Genomic DNA, 16,417 nt, shown 5'->3' on the forward strand with positions numbered 1-16,417 from the left:
CGTGCCGGTACGCCGGTCCGGGTGATCGGGACTGGTACGCCGGTCCGGGTGACCCGGCGCCGCCGACCGCGTGACGTGGCGCCGGGCGGCGGCTCGCGTGGCGGTTGAAGGGCAATTGTCAGACCCGTGCGCAAGAGTGGGGGTTGCACCTTCGACCATGGGAACCGCGCGTTAAGGAGCCAACCGACATGACCGGCACGACGTATCCCGAACTGGCCGCGGCGCAGGCGTGCTTGCGGCTGCTGCACACCGCACGCGCCGCCCTGTCCGCCCCCGCGACGGCACAGACCGCGGCGCTGCTCGCCGTGCCGATCGCGGACGCCGACGAGGCGCTGCGGCGTGCGGGCCTCGCGGGCAACGAGGCCTGGCTCCTGGAGAGGATCTACGATCTCGCACCGCACGCCCCGGCACCGGGGCCCGCCGACGCCGACCGCCGCCCCGCCGACGAACCGTCACCGGACGGCCGCCGACCTATCGGGCCGGACGCGGCGTCGGCCCCCGCGACCGCTCCGGCCCCGCGCCGCGAGGGGAGCCTGCGATGAGCGGCGGTGGCGAGCGGAAGACCGAGGACGGCGGGACGTCCGGCGTGGCGCAGGCGTCCGGCAACGCCGCGCTGGGCAAGAAGCCGTTCAAGCGCTCGCGGAGCCACTTCGCCGACCGTGTGACGGCGGACGGCCGGGACGGCTGGCCCGTGGAAGCGGGACGCTATCGCCTGGTGGTGAGCAGGGCCTGCCCGTGGGCGAGCCGCGCCCTCGTCTCCCGCAGACTGCTCGGCCTGGAGGACGCGCTCTCCCTCGCCGTCACCGACCCGATCCAGGACGACCGGAGCTGGCGCTTCACCCTCGACCCGGACGGCCGCGACCCCGTCCTCGGCATCCACCACCTCAGCGAGGCCTACGACGCACGCGAGTCGGACTACCCCGGCGGCGTGAGCGTGCCCGCGATCGTGGACGTCCCGAGCGGTCAGCTCGTCACGAACGACTACCAGCAGATCACCCTGGACCTCGCCACGGAGTGGCAGGACCTGCACCGCCCCGGCGCCCCCGATCTGTATCCAGAGCCGCTGCGGGCGGAGATCGACGAGGTGATGGAGGGCATCTACCACGACGTCAACAACGGCGTGTACCGCGCGGGCTTCGCCTCCTCCCAGAGCGAGTACGAGTCCGCGTACGAGGATGTGTTCCGGCGCCTGGAGGAGACGTCGCGACGGCTCGCCGGGCGGCGCTATCTGGTGGGCGACAGCATCACGGAGGCCGACATCCGGCTGTTCACGACGCTCGTGCGCTTCGACGCGGTGTACCACGGCCACTTCAAGTGCAACCGCAGGAAGCTGACCGAGGACCCCGTCCTGTGGGCCTACGCCCGTGACCTCTACCAGACCCCGGGCTTCGGCGACACGGTCGACTTCGACCACATCAAGCGCCACTACTACCAAGTGCACACGGGCATCAACCCCACCGCCGTCGTCCCCCTCGGCCCCGACCTGGCGGGTTGGCTGACACCGCATCACCGCGAGGAGCTCGGCGGCAGCCCGTTCGGCGAGGGGACGGCACCCGGGCCGGTGCCGGAAGGGGAGGAGGTCGCGGCGTCGGGACGTCCGTGACGGCGCCGTGCCGTCAGCTCGGGCCACCTTTTGCTAATGGGATCCATTTTCATATAGCCTCGGGCCGTCCCCGCACCCCTCGCACCAGGAGGATCCGATGGCCGTCCCGAAGCGGAAGATGTCCCGCAGCAACACGCGTCACCGCCGCGCCCAGTGGAAGGCCACCACCCCCCAGCTCGTGCCGGTGACGGTCGACGGCGTCACCCGGATGGTCCCGCAGCGCCTGGTCAAGGCATACGAGCGCGGCCTCATCGCCCCCGAGGGCTGACCCACCGCAGGGCGCAGGCAGCGCGTTGCAGAGAATGCAACTCATGTTGCGGGTCTTGTCTGTTGGGACTTCTGGGGCCACTGTGGCTGTCATATCCGTCACTCCCGTCTCATGAGGTGCAGTCATGAACAGAAGGCGGTTCATCGGTACGTCTCTCGCCGTGACCACGGCGGCCGTGACCGGCGCGGCTCCGGCCGGCGCGGCTCCGGCGGCGGTCGGGGCTCCGGCCGGTGGAGGCGCACGCGGACAACGGCGCCTGTTCCTCGGCACGTACACCTCGCAGCCGGGTGGCGGAACCGGCATCGGGATCGCCACCTACGACGAGGCGACGGGCACCGTGACCGCCGCGGGCACCATCGGTGGCGTGCCGGACCCCTCCTATCTCGCGGTGCACCCTTCGGGGCGGTCGCTGTACGCCGTCAACGAGCGTGAGCAGGGCGGAGTGACGGCGGTCGACCTGCCGCCCGGCGGCAGCCCGCAGGTGCTCGGCACGCGCGACAGCGGCGGTGCCGGACCCTGCCATCTGTCCGTGCACCCCGGTGGCCGCTGGCTGCTGAGCGCCCACTACACCTCCGGCAGCGTGGCCGTGCACCCCATCGACGCATCGGGCGCCCTGGGCGAGCGCACCGATCTCGTCACGCACTCCACGCCACCGCCCGGGCCCGGTCAGCAGGGGCCGCACGCCCACCAGATCGTCACCGCGCCGGACGGCCGCCACGTCCTCGCCGTCGACCTCGGCACCGACACGGTCTACACGTACCGACTCGACACGACCGCCGGAAAGCTGAGCCGCGTCTCCAGTGCGACGGTGCGGCCGGGGGCCGGGCCGCGGCACCTCACCTTCCACCCCGCGGGGCGCTTCGCGTACCTCGCCGACGAGCTGGACAACACGGTCGTCGTCTGCGCCTACGACCTGGCGAGCGGGCGGCTCACGCCGGGTGATCCGCAGCCCACGGGCACCCGCCCCGGCGTCACGAGCTATCCCGCGCAGCTCGTCGTGACCGGCGACGGAGCCTTCGCCTACCTCGCCAACCGCGGGGACAACACCCTGACCCGGTACGCGGTCGAGCGTGGCGGCGCACACCTGCGGCTGCTCGGCACGGTGCCGGTGGACGGCGACTTCCCGCGCCACCTCGCGCTCTCCCCGTCGGGCCGGCTCCTGTTCACCGCGAACCAGCGCTCGGGGTCGGTGAGTGTGTTCCGCGTGGACGGGCGGACCGGGGCGCTCAGCCCGGCGGGCAGGCCGTTCGAGGCGCCGGTCGCGGTGTGCGCGCTGCCGTTGTGAGGAGCGCGGCGCGCGGATTCCCGGCGCGAAGGCCCCGGTCACGCCCGTAGCAGGAGTGGCCGAATCCGCCCCGCTACGGCACCACGAAGCTCACGTCGTCGGCGCTCGGCACGATCTCGACCTCGTCGCCGAGTGCCCACTCGGCGACGCGTGACACCGTTGCCGCGGGGACGGCGTCGCTGATGCCCGCGGCCGCCGGTATGTCGTACGTGCCATGGGCGTCGTGCGGGAGTACCACGCGGAAGTCGAGGTCGAGGGCCGTGCGCGCGGTGGCGCTGACGCACATCTCCGACATGACGCCGCAGACGGCGAGCGCGGTCACACCCCTGCCCCGCAGCAGTTCCTCGAGTCCGGTCTCCTCGAAGCCGTCGTCCACGGTCTTGCGCAGCAGTACCTCACCGCGTTCGGTGTCCACCGGCAGTCGGACTTCCCAGTTGGGCGTGCCCACCTCGTCCGGCGCGCCCTCGGGGCCGTCGTTCTGCAACTGCACGACGAGGGCACCGGCCGCGCGGGCCCCGGCGATGAGCTGTTCGGTGCGGGCGAGGACGGTGGCGGCGTGGGGCACGCTGTCCGCACCGGTGACGAAGGCAGACTGCATGTCCACCACGATCAATGCGTGCACGGGGTCGACAGTGCGGGTACGTGTACCGGCGTTTGAAGCCGGGGAGTCCAGGGACCCGGCGGGCGTGGCCGCGACGGGCTCGGGACGGCTGTCGGTGTTCATGGGGCCATCATGCCGGTGGCCGCGCCGGCAGCGCCCTTCAATTTGATCGGAGTGCTGGTGCGGTGAAGACGGAAGTCATGGTGCTGCTGGCCGTGGCCGCGGTCTTGGTGGTCGCGACGCTGGTGGTGGCCGTCGTGCTCCTTGTACGGCTCGTCCGCACCCGCCGCGCGCTGCGGCGGGCCGGTCTGCCGACGGGTCGCGCCTGGGTGTTCTGGGGAGCGATCGGCTATCTCGTACTGCCCGCCGACCTGTTGCCCGACCCCGTGCTTCTGGACGACATAGGGGTGCTCGTCCTGGCGCTGCGATCAATGCGGTCCGCGGCCGAACCGTCCGCCGAAGCGGGCGGGAAGGTGCTCAGGACTCGGGAGGGGCGCTCGGGCGCAGGACCGGGCGGCGCAGCAGACGCGCCTTGGTGAGCAGGGCGTGCATCCGCTCGGTGACCTGGCCGAGGTCGTCGACGGGTTCACGGAACTGAAGGCGTACGTCGGCCTGACTGCTTACGCGTTCCAGACGCAGCGTCAGGCCGTGCCGGTCGATGGCGAGCGGTTTGACGGCGACGACGCCGGTGAGGCTGTCCGCGGAGATCAGCCGGGTGAGCTGCTCCACGGCCTCCGGGTGGGCGTCGGCGAGATGCGTGAGGAGCCGGGACTCGGCCTGCGCGAGCGGGTCGGGGTCGGTGAGCGCGAACTCGTCGAGGTCGACGCCCGTACGGCCGCCCGCGTCGTGCAGCACCACGCAGACCGGTTCGAACACGAGGTGGTCGCGCGTCGCCGTGAGCGTGCCGGAGAGCCAGAGCCGTGAGCGCACCCGGTCCCTGATCGGTACCGGCGCCACGTCCGCGAACTCCAGGAGCGTGGACGGCTCGCCGCGCGGCGCGCAGATCAGTGCGGCGGCGAGCGCGCTGTCCTCGGGCGGGTGCAGGAGCACCGTGCCCCGTTCGCTCACGGTGTGGGCACCGACCAGATCGTCCCTGCCGATCTCCGTGGTCACCCCGCAGGACCAGGCGGTGGCCAGCACGGAGCGGGCGCGCGCCGCCGCGGTGGGCATGGTCGTGCTGACGTGTCGGACACCCATCCTCAACCTCCATTAGGTAAGCCTTGCCTAACTTATCGGAGATCGTGTCGCGCTGCCAGCAGGCGTGCGGGTGTGGTGTGCACGACGAAGGCCGCCCCCGAACGAAAGTCGAGGACGGCCCAAGCGCCGTCGCAGCAAAAGCAGCGGTTCGTGGCGAAGACAGGGGCGGACACGCCCTAGTGCCCGCGTGCGATCCACTCCTCCAGATGCGGCGCCTCCGCGCCGATCGTCGTGCTGTCACCGTGCCCGGTGCGCACCACCGTCTCCGGGGGCAGCGTCAGGAGCCGTCCGCGGATGGACTCCACGATGGTCGGGAAGTCACTGAAGGAGCGGCCCGTCGCGCCGGGTCCGCCCGCGAAGAGCGTGTCACCGGTGAAGACGGTGCCGAGCGACGGCGCGTACAGGCTGACGGCGCCGCGGCAGTGACCGGGGGTGTGCAGCACCCGCAGCACCGTCCCGGCCACGGTCAGCTCCTGCCCGTCGGCCAGTCCACCGTCGGGTGCGCGGTCCGGGTGGGTGAGCTTCCACAGTTCCAGGTCGTCGGGGTGCAACAGGATCGGGGCGCCGGTGCGGGCGGCGAGGGCCGGTGCGGCGTCGACGTGGTCGTCGTGGGCGTGCGTGCACACGATGGCGACGAGGCGCCGCTCACCCAGGGCGGCCGCGATGGCCTCGGCGTCGTGCGCCGCGTCGATGACGACGGCCTCGTGGTCGTCGCCGACGATCCAGACGTTGTTGTCGACGTCCCACGTCCCGCCGTCGAGCGAGAACGTGCCGGAGGTGACGAGATGGTCGACGCGCGCGGCACCGCCGCCCCGCGACCGGGACGGGGAACCCATGGACTCGGCGTCGGCGGCGGCCATCAGAACACCACCACCGAACGCAGCACGTCGCCGTGGTGCATCCGCTCGAAGGCCTTCTCGACCTCGTCGAGCGCGATCGTCTCGGTCACGAACGCGTCGAGGTCGAGCCGCCCCTGACGGTAGAGGTCGATGAGCATCGGGAAGTCGCGCGAGGGCAGGCAGTCCCCGTACCAGCTCGACTTCAGCGCGCCGCCGCGGCCGAAGACGTCGAGCAGCGGCAGGTCGATGCGCATGTCCGGCGTCGGCACGCCGACCAGGACGACCGTGCCCGCCAGGTCCCGGGCGTAGAAGGCCTGCTCGTACGTCTCCGGGCGGCCGACCGCCTCGATGACGACGTCGGCCCCGAACCCGCCGGTCAGTTCGCGGACGGCCTCGACGGGGTCCGCGGAGCGGGAGTTGACGGTGTGGGTGGCACCGAGACGGCGCGCGGTCTCCAGCTTGCGGTCGTCGATGTCGACGGCGATGATCTTCGCCGCGCCTGCGAGGCGGGCGCCGACGACGGAGGCGTTGCCGACGCCGCCGCAGCCGATGACCGCGACGGAGTCGCCGCGGCCCACGCCGCCGGTGTTGATGGCGGCACCGAGCCCCGCCATCACCCCGCAGCCGAGCAGGCCCGCCGCGGCCGGGGAGGCCGCCGGGTCCACCTTGGTGCACTGCCCGGCCGCGACGAGCGTCTTCTCCGCGAACGCCCCGATGCCGAGCGCGGGCGCCAGCTCGGTGCCGTCGGCCAGGGTCATCTTCTGCTTCGCGTTGTGGGTGTCAAAGCAGTACTGCGGGCGTCCGCGCAGACAGGCACGGCACTGCCCGCACACGGCACGCCAGTTGAGGATCACGAAGTCGCCGGGCGCGACCTCGGTGACGCCGTCGCCCACCGACTCCACGACGCCCGCCGCCTCGTGCCCGAGCAGGAACGGGAACTCGTCGTTGATGCCGCCCTCGCGATAGTGCAGGTCAGTGTGGCAGACCCCGCACGCCTGGACCTTCACCACGGCCTCGCCCGGCCCCGGGTCGGGCACGGTGACCGTCTCGATCCGCACCGGCTCACCCTTCGCCCGTGCGACCACGCCCCGCACTTGCTGCGCCATGACTCTCGCCCTTCTCTCTCCTGCGTACGTCCGTCCGGCACGGCCGCCACGAGGGGCGGACGCCGGTACGAGGAGCCTACGGCTCCGCGCACCTAGGGTGTGGACGTGCGCGTATTCGCTGCTCAGACGCTGCTGCCCGTGAACGCCGCGCTCGCAGTCGCACTGGTGGTGCTGCTGCTCGTCGCGGCGACGGCGGCCGCGGTGTCCCGGCTCTCGCCCGACGCGTCGCGGGGCCGCTCCCGTGAGGTCGTCGTGGCCGGGGTGCGGGCCGCCGCCCAGCTCGGCGCGGTGTCCCTGCTGATCGGCTGGGTGGCGCACCACGGAGCCGCGCTGTACGCCTTCCTGTTGCTGATGTTCGCCGTCGCCACGCGCACCGCCGGGCGCCGCATCACCCCGAACGCCACCTGGTGGTGGGCGGCCCTGCCCCTCGCCGTGCCCGTGGTGCCGGTCGTCGCGGCCCTCACGCTCACGGGTCTCGTGCCCGTCGACGGCATCGCGATGATCCCGGTGACCGGCATCCTCATCGGCGGCGCGCTCACCGCGACGGTCCTCGGCGGCCGTCGCTCCCTCGACGAACTGCACATCCGCCTCGGCGAGTTCGAGGCGGGCCTCGCGATCGGCCTGCCGGAGCGCGACGCCCGCCTGGAGGTCGTCCGCCCCGCCGCCTCCGACGCGCTCCTGCCCGGCCTCGACCAGACCCGCACGGTCGGCCTCGTCACACTGCCCGGCGCGTTCGTCGGCATGCTGCTCGGCGGGGCGTCGCCCGTGCAGGCGGGCGCCGTGCAGCTCTTCGTGCTCATCGCCCTGATGGCGGTGCAGGCGGTGGCCGTCGCGGTGACCGTGGAGCTCATCGCGTACGGGAAGCTGCACCGCGAGCCGGACCCCGCCCGAAACCGGCGCGGAGAAGTCGCACGTGCGAGCGTGGTACGGCGCAAGGCGGGGCCGTAAGCTCCGCAGCATGTCTGTTTACGACGCGATTGAAATCGACAGCCTCCAGGGCGGACCCGCCAACCTCTCCCAGTACCGGGGCCAAGCCGTCCTGATCGTCAACGTTGCCTCCAAGTGCGGGCTCACGCCTCAGTACGCCGGGCTCGAGCGCCTGCACGAGCAGTACGCGAAGCGCGGCTTCACCGTTCTCGGCGTTCCCTGCAACCAGTTCATGGGCCAGGAGCCCGGCACGTCGCAGGAGATCGCCGAGTTCTGCTCCGCCACGTACGGTGTGACGTTTCCGATGACGGAGAAGGTGGAGGTGAACGGCGACGCGCGGCACGCCCTGTACGAGCGGCTCGTGCCGACGGCCGACGCGGAGGGCCACACCGGGGACATCCGCTGGAACTTCGAGAAGTTCCTGATCTCCGCCGACGGCGAGGTCGTCGCCCGCTTCTCCCCGCAGACCGAGCCCGACGCCCCCGAGCTCGTCTCCGCCGTCGAGGCGAACCTGCCGACCGCCTAGACCTGTCCGGCGCGGTGCGCCCGCGCGGCGGACGCGCGGGCGCCCGGCGCCCCGGCTCAGGGCCGGTAGATGCACGCCGCGAGCGCCACGTGCCGACGCCAGCCCAAGGTCTCGTACAGGGCACGGCCGTCTTCGGTGGCGCCGAGCACGCCGAGGGTCGCGCCGCGGTTCAGGGCCTCGTCGGTGAGGGCGCCCATGACGAAGCCGCCGAGGCCGCGGCGGCGGTGCGGCTCATGGGTCACGACCCGGTCGACGACGACGGTCTCGCCGAGGACGGCCATCTGGCCTGGGCCGCGAGCGTGCCCGCGCCGTCGTGAACCTCTATCAGGACCACGCCGTCCTGCGTGTCGGCCGACGGCGTGTAGCCCTCCGGCGCCGACCGCCCCGAGCGCCGGAGCCCGGTGGCCATCAGGTGGCCCGACTCCTCCTCGTCGACGATCCAGCCCGCGGGAAGCCATGGCTCTGCCGCCGGTGGCTCGGCCGGCACCTTGAGCCAGGTGTGCGGCACATCGACCGACGCGGCCGCCGCGCGCACCATGGTCGCGTCCGGCGCGGTCAGCACGTGTCGCGCGACCTGGTCCTCCTTGCCCACCCGCACATACAGCCCCCAGGGCCGTTCCTCCGGCGTGGGCCTCCCCCGCGACACGGCCCAGCCCGCCGCCCAGGTCCTCATCAGTTCCTCGACCATGCGTCCCTCCCGGAATATGCGTACATATGCGATACGTGTGCGCCTTGCGTACGGCGGACGTACGGCAGACGTACGGCATGCGTGTGACATGTGTGCGATAAATTGAACTCTAGTCCAGAATATCGCTCAGCGGGAGAGTGTTCGAGTACGGAGCGAGCAGCGGTGCGGTCCGCGGTGGCGGCTGTGGGGTGGAGCAGTCGGTCCTCAGTAGAGGCTGGAGAAGAGCACTGCCACTATCTGCGCCGGTTCCTCGCCGTCGTTGCGGAACGTGTGCGGGTGGCCGGCCGACCACTGGATGCAGTCCCCGGCGCGCAGCCGGTGGTCCACGCCGTTGTAGCGGGCCACGAGGGTGCCGCGGGTGACCGTGACGAGGTCCGTGCCCTCGTGCTGCAGGTCTTCGGTGAGGCCGCAGCCGGGGTCGAAGTCTCCCGTGACGACCTGGTAGCCGAGCTCCGGCGAGCGCAGGACGCGATAGACGACGCCGGGCGCGCGTCGCAGCGTCTCCTGGTCCTCGCGCGGGAACAGCGAGGGGGTGGCCCGGCCGCGCGAGAAGCCGAGGAACGAGCCGACGTCGTGGTCGAAGACCTTGGCGAGGCGGCCGAGGCGCTCGAGGGCGATGTCGGTCTCGCCGCGCTCCAGGGCGGCCAGGAAGGACACCGAGAGCCCGCACTCCGCGGCCACCTGACGCAGCGACATGCCGCGCTGCGTCCGCAGCCGGTGCAGCACCGCGCCCGGCGGCGGGAAGCCGAGTTCCGGATCCCGTGCGGAGGGAGGGGTCGAGGGGTCCGGAGCAGCCATGACGGCATCCTAAGCACCCGCCGGGCGGCGGCGTGCGGTCAGGGGCGGCGGTTGTGGGTGCCCGGCGTGTAACCGAACGACCGCCGGAAGACGTCGATGAACGCGCTCGTCGACGACCAGCCGCAGCGGTGGGCGACGCTCGTGACGGGAGTGTCGTCCGCGAGCATCCGCAGGGCGTGGTACAGGCGGGACTGGGTGCGCCACTGCGGGAACGTCATGCCCAGTTCGGCGCGGAAGAGACGGCTGAGGGTGCGCTCGCCGACTCCGGTCGCGGCCCCGAGGGCGGCGAGCGTGCGGGGGTCGGCGGGGTGGTCGTGGACGAGCGAGCAGACGGCCGCGAGGCGGGGGTCGGTGGGCGTGGGCAGTTGCATCGGCTGCTGCGGCGACGCCCGCAGTTGGTCGAGCAGGACGGCGCGCAGCCGACCGCGTTCGGGGCCGGTGGCGGCGGGCACGCGCGTGTACTCGATGATCAGCTCCCGCAGCAGCGGGCTGACGGTCAGGACCGTGGGGGCGTTCAGGCGCAGCGGGTTCTCGTCGGCGGGCAGGCCGACGAAGTGCGCGTTCAGACGGCCGTGCGCGCGGTGGGCGTGGACGGTGCCCGCGGGTACCCAGATGGCGCGGTTGCCCGGCGCGAACCACGTACCGGCCTCCGTGGTGACGGCGACGACCCCGGAGCCCGGCAGCACGATCTGGTGGTCGTCGTGCCGGTGGGCGTCGATGCGCTCACCGGCGGCCAGGTGCCGGACGTGGGTCGGCGCCTTGGGGGTGTGACGGACGGCTTCCAGCACGGCACCTCCGTGCGTATGCGCGTTCACTTGGCGGATAATCGCTACAGGCTGGCACTTTATCGGAAGCCCGACAGCGGTCACGGTGGCGACGATCGACCGGTGTCCACAAACAAACCCCTCACCCTGCTGTCCCTCAGTCACGCCTGCGTGGACGTGTACCAGGGCTCGGTCGCCGCCCTCGTACCGTTCTTCGTGTCCGAGCGCGCCTACTCCTACGCCGCCGCGTCCGGCATCGTCCTCGCCGCCTCGCTTCTCTCGTCCGTGGTGCAGCCCCTGTTCGGGGCGCTCACCGACAAGTGGGCGATGCCGTGGCTGCTGCCGGTGAGTTCACTGGTGGGCGGCGCGGGCGTGGCGCTCAGCGGCGTCGGCGGCTCCTACGCGCTCACACTGGCGGTCGTCGCCGTCTCCGGGATCGGCGTCGCGGCGTACCACCCCGAGGCCGCCCGTATGGCGCGCGTCGCGAGCCGGGGCAGCCACACCGCGATGGGCTGGTTCTCCCTGGGCGGCAACGTCGGCTTCGCGACGGCGCCGCTGCTGGTCGCCGCCGTGGGCGCGACCGGCGGCCTGGGCGCGTCCCCGCTGCTCGTCGTGCCGGCGGTCGCGGGCACGGCCCTGTGCGCGCTGGCGCTGCGCGCGCTCAGGGCGCCGGGCACGGCCACGGCCGCCGCCCGGGGCGGCGACGCCGGCGGCCACGACGACTGGCCCTCCTTCCTGCGTCTCTCCGGTGCCGTGGTGTGCCGCTCGATCGTCTTCGTCGGCCTGAGCGCCTTCATCGCGCTGTACGTACGTGAGCGCACCTCCGGCGGTGAGTTCGCCGGTACGGTCGCGCTGTTCGTGCTCTATCTCGGCGGCGCGGTCGGCACGGTCGTCGGTGGTCGGCTCGCCACCCGGCACAGCCGCGTCACGGTGGTGAAGTGGTCGTACGCGCTGAGCGTGCTCGCCGTCGCCGGAGTCGTCCTCGTCCCCGGCCCCCTCCTGTACCTGTTCGTCGCAGTCACCTCCGCGGGTCTGTACGTGCCCTTCTCCCTGCATGTCACGCTCGGCCAGGACTACCTGCCGCGGCGCGTGGGCACCGCCGGCGGTGTGACGCTGGGGCTGACCGTCAGCGTCGGTGGCGTGGCGAGCCCCGCCATCGGTGTCCTCGCGGACACGACGTCCCTCCAGATCGCCCTGGCGCCCCTGATCGTCCTGCCCGCCGTGGGCTGGCTGCTGCTGCGACCCCTGCGCGAGCCCGCCATGCCGGAAGCGGGACCCGTGGCGGAAGCGGGCCTCGTGGCGGAAGCCGTTCCCGCCACGGACGCGGCGCCCTGCTACGAACCACCGGCGCGTGTGCGCTCCGCGCCCGGCGCGATACATCCACCCGGGCCAAGCTGATCTGCGCAGTTGGGAGCCCGCTTCTACGGTGGCTGAATGGTCACCAGGTACCTTTCGCGTCCGCTCGGGCGCGCCACCGTCCTGCGCGCCGCGGCCCTCGCCACCGGCGCCTCGGTCTGCCTGTCGGCACCGGCGGTCGGCCTGTCGGCACCGGTGGTCGGCCCTTCGGTACCGGCCGTCGCCACCGAGCCCGCGCCGCCGAAGCCGCTGCCCGCGTACTCCTCGTCCCTGCTCGACCGGCCCGGTACCCAGGTGCGCCCGGCAGTGGGCGTCCCGCGGGCCCCCAGTGACCTGACCGCCCGCTCCTGGCTGGTGTCCGACGCCCGCACGGGCGAGGTGCTCGCCGCGCACAACGCGCACCGCAGACTGCGGCCCGCGTCCACCCTCAAGTCCCTGTTCGCCCTGACGGCACTGCCCCGGCTGCACCCGGACACCCCGCACACGGTCACCGACCACGAACTCCGCGAGGTCGGCGGCGGCAGCAGCCTGGTGGGCGTCGACGCGGGGCGCCGGTACCGGGTCGCGGACCTGTGGCGCGGGGTGTTCCTCAGCTCGGGCAACGACGCGGTGCACGTCCTCGCCGAGATGAACGGCGGCTGGGGGCGCACCGTGCGGCAGATGCAGGCCAAGGCCCGCGAGCTCGGCGCCAGGGACACCCATGTGGTCTCGCCCGACGGCTACGACGCCCCCGGCCAGGTGTCGTCCGCGTTCGACCTCGCGGTGTTCGGCCGGGCCGGTCTCGCCGATCCCCAGTTCGCCCGCTACTGCTCGACGGTGCGGGCGCGCTTCCCGCACGGCAGGTGGTCGTACCCCATCCAGAACACCAACCGCCTCCTCACGGGCGCGGACGGCGTGGACCGCTACCCCGGTCTGATCGGCGTCAAGAACGGTTACACCAGCGGCGCCGGGCACACCCTCATCGCCGCGGCCCACCGTGGCACCCGCACCGTGCTCGTGACGGTGATGAACCCGAGCGGGGGCGGCTTCAGCGTGTACGAGGAGGCCAGGTCGCTGCTGGACTGGGGCTTCACCGCGGTCGGCCGCGTACAGCCGGTGGGGTCGCTGCTGCCCGCCAAGCCGCGCAAGGCCCCGGACCGGGACCTGCGCAGCGCGGCGGCCGCGATCGTGCCGTCAGGACGGTCCGAAGACTCGGACTGGCCCGCCCTGGTGCTTGTCGCCGTGGGCTCGGCGGCCGTTCTCGTCGGGTGCCTGGTGCTCGTGCGCCGGCGAGCGGCTACGGTGGCCCGACGCGGGGCCGCGGGAGGGGAGTTCATCCGGTGAGCGAGTCGTTGGGGGTGGCCGTGCTCGGTGCGGGCCACATGGGCGCCGATCACGTACGGCGCCTCGCGCGGTCCGTGGTCGGGGCCCACGTGGTGACCGTCGCGGACCCCGACCGGGCGCGGGCAGGTGCCGCCGTGGCCGGGCTCGGCGGTGTACGCGTGCACGCCGACGCGCTCGCCGCGATCGCGGAGCCCGGCGTGGGCGCGGTGCTCGTGGCCTCGCCCGACCACGCGCACGAGGAGGCGTTGCTCGCCGCGCTCGATCGCGGTCTGCCGGTGCTGTGCGAGAAGCCGCTCGCGCACGACGCCGCGGCCGCGCTGCGCGTGGTGGCGGCGGAGGCCCGCGGCGGGCGGCGGCTGATCCAGGTGGGGTTCATGCGCCGCTACGACGCCGAGTACCTGCGGCTGAAGGCGCTTCTCGACTCCGGCGGCATCGGCCGACCCCTGATGCTGCATTGCCGGCATCGCAATGTTGCCTCGCCCCCGCACTTCACCTCCGCGATGCTGATCTCCAGCTCGGTGTCGCACGAGATCGACGCGGCCCGCTGGCTCCTCGGTCAGGAGGTGACCGCGGTGACCGTGATCAGGCCGCGCCCGTCGGCGAGTGCCCCCGCCGGTCTGCAGGATCCGCAGCTCGTGCTCTTCGAGACGGACGCCGGTGCCGTCGTGGACGTGGAGATCTTCGTCAACTGCGGCTTCGGCTACGAGGTCGTCTGCGAGGCGGTCGGCGAGAAAGGCAGCGCCCGCATCGGCGACGAGCCCGCGATGGTGGTGCGGTCCGCGGGCCGCGCCCAGCGGGAGATCGCGCAGGACTACGTGGTGCGGTTCGCCGACGCCTACGACCGCGAGGTGCGCGAGTGGGTGGCGGACGCGCGCGTGGGCCGGGTGACGGGGCCGAGCGCGTGGGACGGATACGCGGCGGCGGCCGTCGCCGAGGCGGGGGTGCGGGCGCTCGTCGACGGCGGCCGGGTCGAGGTCGGCCTCGCGGAGCGCCCCGCCTTCTACCGCTGAGCCGTCGGCTCGCACGGCCTGCCCGCCCCGGCGTCACCGTACCGCCGTGTCCCTGCCGTTCACACCCCGCCGAGGAGCTGGTGGAGACCGCGGTCCAGGTCGCTGTCCGCCTCTTCGTCGCCCGCGCCCACCACGGCGTACGACCGCATCAGGAACCGGCGCAGGGCGGCGCGGTCGAACTGGACGAGGGCAAGACCGTGGACCGCGTGGAACTCCAGAACCGTGCGCGCCCGGCCGCACGGCCAGATGTGCACGTCCCCGGTGCCCGCGGGCGCGCTGAGACCGGCTTCGAGCAGGCCGCGGCCGAAGACCCAGGTGACCTCGGCGCCGTCCAGGGACACCTCGGGCGGGAAGGAGATCTGCACGGCGAGCGGGTCGGCCGCGGTGTAGCGCAGCGTCACGGGGATGGTCCGTTCACGCCCCTCGGGGGTGATCAGACGGGCACGGGCGGACTGTTCGAGCGTGACGGCCATGGTCGTTCTCCACTTCTCCTGCTTCCTTGCCCCTTCGACCCCGTTCCGGGTGCCCGTATTACGCAAGCGCACGAAGAGATCCGTGTGACCTACACCACTCCCGCCCTGGTGGGACCGGCGCTGCTGGTCTTCACGTCCGGCGGTACGGGCACGTTCCTGCCCCCGCTCGCCAGGGCTGAGGGCGTGCGTGGCGCCAGTGGGTTCTCGACGAACGCGGGGCGAGGGGGTAGGAGTACGAGGCGTGTCCCCTTTTTCGCTGTCTTCGTCGCCCCAGCCGCCCGCGGGGCCATCCCGCGCTCCGGGCCGTGTGTCCGCGCGGGCGGCCGTCGCCGCCGTGGCGTCGGACTTCGCCGAACTGCCGTACCCGTCGCGGGCAGGGCGGCCGGACGGCCCGCTGGCGTGGGCGGGGTACGACGACGCGCGGGCCGTCGCGCGTGAGCGTACGGGAGAGACGGAATCGGTGATCGCGGGGACCGCGACGGTCGCGGGCGAGACGGCCGTCCTGGTGTCCTTCGACTTCCGGTATCTGGGCGGCTCGCTCGGTGAACGCACCGGAGACCGGCTGGAGGCGGCCTACACGGCCGCTCGCGAACGGGGCCTGCCGCTCGTCTCCCTCATCGCGACCGGCGGCAGCCGCATGCAGGAGGGCATGCGCGCCCTGCACCAGCTCCAGCGCGTGGCGGCCCAGTCGGTGCTGAACCGCGCGGCCGGACTGCCCCAGATCGCGGTGGTGCGCGACCCTACGACGGGCGGCGGCTGGGCCACGCTCGGCGCGGGCGCCGACATCGTCCTCGCACAGCCCGGCGCGCAGGTGGGCTTCGCGGGGTCGCGGGTCAGACCGCCGGACGCGGACCCGGCCGCGTACACGGCGGAGGCCCAGCTCGCCGCGGGCGCGATCGACGCCGTCGTCGCGCCGGAGCTGCTGCCCGCCCGCCTCGGCCGCTGGCTGCGGCTGCTCACCACGCCCGCGACCGGCGCGCCCGAGCCGCCGCGCGCCCTCGGCGCCACGGCCCTGCCCGCCACCGGCTGGGACGCGGTGCACCGGGCCCGCGCCGCCGGACGTCCGCGCGCCGAGGCCTACTTGGACGCCTACTTCGACGTCCGCGAACCGCTGAGCGGCGACCGCTGCGGCGGCGCGGACGACACCGTGCTGTGCGGCTTCGGACTGCGCGCGGGCCGGGCGGTCGCGTACGCCGCCCAGACCGGCACGCCCACCCGCCCGGCCGGGTACCGCACCGCGGCCCGCCTCATCCGCCTCGCCGACCGGCTGTCGGTGCCCGTCCTCACCCTCGTCGACACCCCCGGCGCGGCCAACGACGCGGCGGCGGAGCGGGCGGGCGCGGGCGCGGCCATCGCGGACGTCTTCGCGGCGGTGGCCGCCGCGCGCGTCCCCGTCACGTCCCTGGTGATCGGCGAGGGCGGCTCGGGCGGCGCCCTGGCCCTCGCCGCGCCCGCCGACACCTGGGCCACGCCGGACAGCTACTTCTCGGTCATCGGCCCCGAGGCCGCGGCCGCCATCCTGAAGCTCCCGCACGAGGACGTCCCGGACCTGGCAGGACGGCTGCGGCTGCGGCCACAGGACCTGGTGGAGCTCGGCGTCGTACGCGGAGTCGTGCCGCGCTGACACCGCCCACCGCCGCCCACGGGCGGGCC

General features: G+C 73.3%; 20 protein-coding genes. 11 read left to right on the plus strand and 9 right to left on the minus strand.

Annotation, left to right across the window (positions count from 1 at the left end; genetic code table 11):
• Window positions 1-188: 188 nt before the first annotated feature.
• From IG78_RS52540 to IG78_RS0100955, 4 genes are all read left to right on the plus strand, one after another.
• Window positions 189-542, plus strand: a complete 354-nt coding sequence (locus IG78_RS52540) for a hypothetical protein (RefSeq protein ID WP_037684673.1) — start codon at window positions 189-191, stop codon at window positions 540-542.
• Complete coding sequence (locus tag IG78_RS0100945) at window positions 539-1,603, plus strand: glutathione S-transferase family protein (protein WP_225881889.1); 1,065 nt, start codon at window positions 539-541, stop codon at window positions 1,601-1,603. Before IG78_RS52540 ends, IG78_RS0100945 begins: the two co-directional genes overlap by 4 nt.
• A gap of 97 nt (window positions 1,604-1,700) precedes the next feature.
• Window positions 1,701-1,871, plus strand: a complete 171-nt coding sequence (gene rpmF, locus IG78_RS0100950) for a 50S ribosomal protein L32 (protein WP_030558959.1) — start codon at window positions 1,701-1,703, stop codon at window positions 1,869-1,871.
• Window positions 1,872-1,995: 124 nt separating this feature from the next.
• Window positions 1,996-3,156, plus strand: coding sequence for a lactonase family protein (locus tag IG78_RS0100955; RefSeq protein ID WP_030558961.1), 1,161 nt, complete (start codon window positions 1,996-1,998; stop codon window positions 3,154-3,156).
• A 73-nt stretch (window positions 3,157-3,229) separates the two neighbouring features.
• Here IG78_RS0100955 and IG78_RS0100960 read toward each other — a convergent pair whose 3' ends face one another.
• The gene (locus IG78_RS0100960; protein WP_078964676.1) at window positions 3,230-3,880 is read right to left on the minus strand and encodes an isochorismatase family protein; all 651 of its coding nucleotides are present in this window, start codon (window positions 3,878-3,880) and stop codon (window positions 3,230-3,232) included.
• A 77-nt stretch (window positions 3,881-3,957) separates the two neighbouring features.
• Here IG78_RS0100960 and IG78_RS41495 point away from each other — a divergent pair, with 77 nt between their 5' ends.
• Window positions 3,958-4,296 (plus strand): YkvA family protein, encoded by a 339-nt coding sequence (locus tag IG78_RS41495; RefSeq protein WP_037684675.1) that lies wholly within the window; start codon window positions 3,958-3,960, stop codon window positions 4,294-4,296.
• On the opposite strand, the gene IG78_RS0100970 is transcribed toward IG78_RS41495, so the two are convergent.
• The 3 genes from IG78_RS0100970 to IG78_RS0100980 form a co-directional block, all read right to left on the minus strand.
• Window positions 4,235-4,954, minus strand: coding sequence for a DUF2470 domain-containing protein (locus tag IG78_RS0100970; RefSeq protein ID WP_030558965.1), 720 nt, complete (start codon window positions 4,952-4,954; stop codon window positions 4,235-4,237). The genes IG78_RS41495 and IG78_RS0100970 overlap by 62 nt on opposite strands.
• A gap of 176 nt (window positions 4,955-5,130) precedes the next feature.
• A complete protein-coding gene (locus IG78_RS0100975; protein WP_225881890.1) occupies window positions 5,131-5,814 on the minus strand; it encodes an MBL fold metallo-hydrolase in 684 nt (227 codons plus the stop codon).
• Window positions 5,814-6,899, minus strand: a complete 1,086-nt coding sequence (locus IG78_RS0100980) for an S-(hydroxymethyl)mycothiol dehydrogenase (RefSeq protein WP_030558967.1) — start codon at window positions 6,897-6,899, stop codon at window positions 5,814-5,816. Before IG78_RS0100980 ends, IG78_RS0100975 begins: the two co-directional genes overlap by 1 nt.
• Window positions 6,900-7,004: 105 nt before the next feature.
• Here IG78_RS0100980 and IG78_RS0100985 point away from each other — a divergent pair, with 105 nt between their 5' ends.
• Window positions 7,005-7,847, plus strand: coding sequence for an ABC transporter permease (locus IG78_RS0100985; RefSeq protein ID WP_051852295.1), 843 nt, complete (start codon window positions 7,005-7,007; stop codon window positions 7,845-7,847).
• Between the two features lie 10 nt (window positions 7,848-7,857).
• Window positions 7,858-8,352, plus strand: coding sequence for a glutathione peroxidase (locus tag IG78_RS0100990; RefSeq protein WP_030558972.1), 495 nt, complete (start codon window positions 7,858-7,860; stop codon window positions 8,350-8,352).
• 56 nt (window positions 8,353-8,408) lie between these two features.
• On the opposite strand, the gene IG78_RS50905 is transcribed toward IG78_RS0100990, so the two are convergent.
• The 4 genes from IG78_RS50905 to IG78_RS0101005 form a co-directional block, all read right to left on the minus strand.
• Window positions 8,409-8,633 carry a GNAT family N-acetyltransferase gene (locus tag IG78_RS50905; RefSeq protein WP_225881891.1) on the minus strand — a complete coding sequence of 75 codons (225 nt, stop codon included), beginning with the start codon at window positions 8,631-8,633 and terminating at the stop codon, window positions 8,409-8,411.
• On the minus strand, window positions 8,591-9,040 hold the full coding sequence (locus IG78_RS41500; RefSeq protein ID WP_225881892.1) for a hypothetical protein: 450 nt from the start codon (window positions 9,038-9,040) through the stop codon (window positions 8,591-8,593). The genes IG78_RS50905 and IG78_RS41500 overlap by 43 nt, the downstream gene beginning before the upstream one ends.
• A gap of 204 nt (window positions 9,041-9,244) precedes the next feature.
• The gene (locus tag IG78_RS0101000) at window positions 9,245-9,838 is read right to left on the minus strand and encodes a helix-turn-helix domain-containing protein (RefSeq protein WP_030558974.1); all 594 of its coding nucleotides are present in this window, start codon (window positions 9,836-9,838) and stop codon (window positions 9,245-9,247) included.
• 38 nt (window positions 9,839-9,876) lie between these two features.
• A complete protein-coding gene (locus IG78_RS0101005; protein ID WP_037684772.1) occupies window positions 9,877-10,623 on the minus strand; it encodes an AraC family transcriptional regulator in 747 nt (248 codons plus the stop codon).
• Window positions 10,624-10,725: 102 nt separating this feature from the next.
• On the opposite strand from IG78_RS0101005, the gene IG78_RS0101010 reads away from it, so the two are divergent.
• From IG78_RS0101010 to IG78_RS0101020, 3 genes are read left to right on the plus strand one after another with little or no spacing between them, the layout of a single operon-like run.
• Complete coding sequence (locus IG78_RS0101010) at window positions 10,726-12,000, plus strand: MFS transporter (protein WP_225881893.1); 1,275 nt, start codon at window positions 10,726-10,728, stop codon at window positions 11,998-12,000.
• A gap of 36 nt (window positions 12,001-12,036) precedes the next feature.
• Window positions 12,037-13,281, plus strand: coding sequence for a D-alanyl-D-alanine carboxypeptidase family protein (locus IG78_RS0101015; RefSeq protein ID WP_051852258.1), 1,245 nt, complete (start codon window positions 12,037-12,039; stop codon window positions 13,279-13,281).
• Window positions 13,278-14,291 (plus strand): Gfo/Idh/MocA family protein, encoded by a 1,014-nt coding sequence (locus IG78_RS0101020; protein WP_030558980.1) that lies wholly within the window; start codon window positions 13,278-13,280, stop codon window positions 14,289-14,291. Before IG78_RS0101015 ends, IG78_RS0101020 begins: the two co-directional genes overlap by 4 nt.
• Before the next feature lie 59 nt (window positions 14,292-14,350).
• Here the strand turns inward: IG78_RS0101020 and IG78_RS0101025 are convergent, their stop codons facing one another.
• The gene (locus tag IG78_RS0101025) at window positions 14,351-14,764 is read right to left on the minus strand and encodes an SsgA family sporulation/cell division regulator (RefSeq protein WP_030558981.1); all 414 of its coding nucleotides are present in this window, start codon (window positions 14,762-14,764) and stop codon (window positions 14,351-14,353) included.
• 307 nt (window positions 14,765-15,071) lie between these two features.
• On the opposite strand from IG78_RS0101025, the gene IG78_RS0101030 reads away from it, so the two are divergent.
• Window positions 15,072-16,388 carry a carboxyl transferase domain-containing protein gene (locus IG78_RS0101030; protein WP_030558982.1) on the plus strand — a complete coding sequence of 439 codons (1,317 nt, stop codon included), beginning with the start codon at window positions 15,072-15,074 and terminating at the stop codon, window positions 16,386-16,388.
• The last annotated feature ends 29 nt before the right edge of the window (window positions 16,389-16,417 follow it).

The sequence above is a fragment of the Streptomyces aureocirculatus genome (assembly GCF_000720475.1).
In the GTDB taxonomy this organism is placed as follows: Bacteria; Actinomycetota; Actinomycetes; order Streptomycetales; family Streptomycetaceae; genus Streptomyces; species Streptomyces aureocirculatus.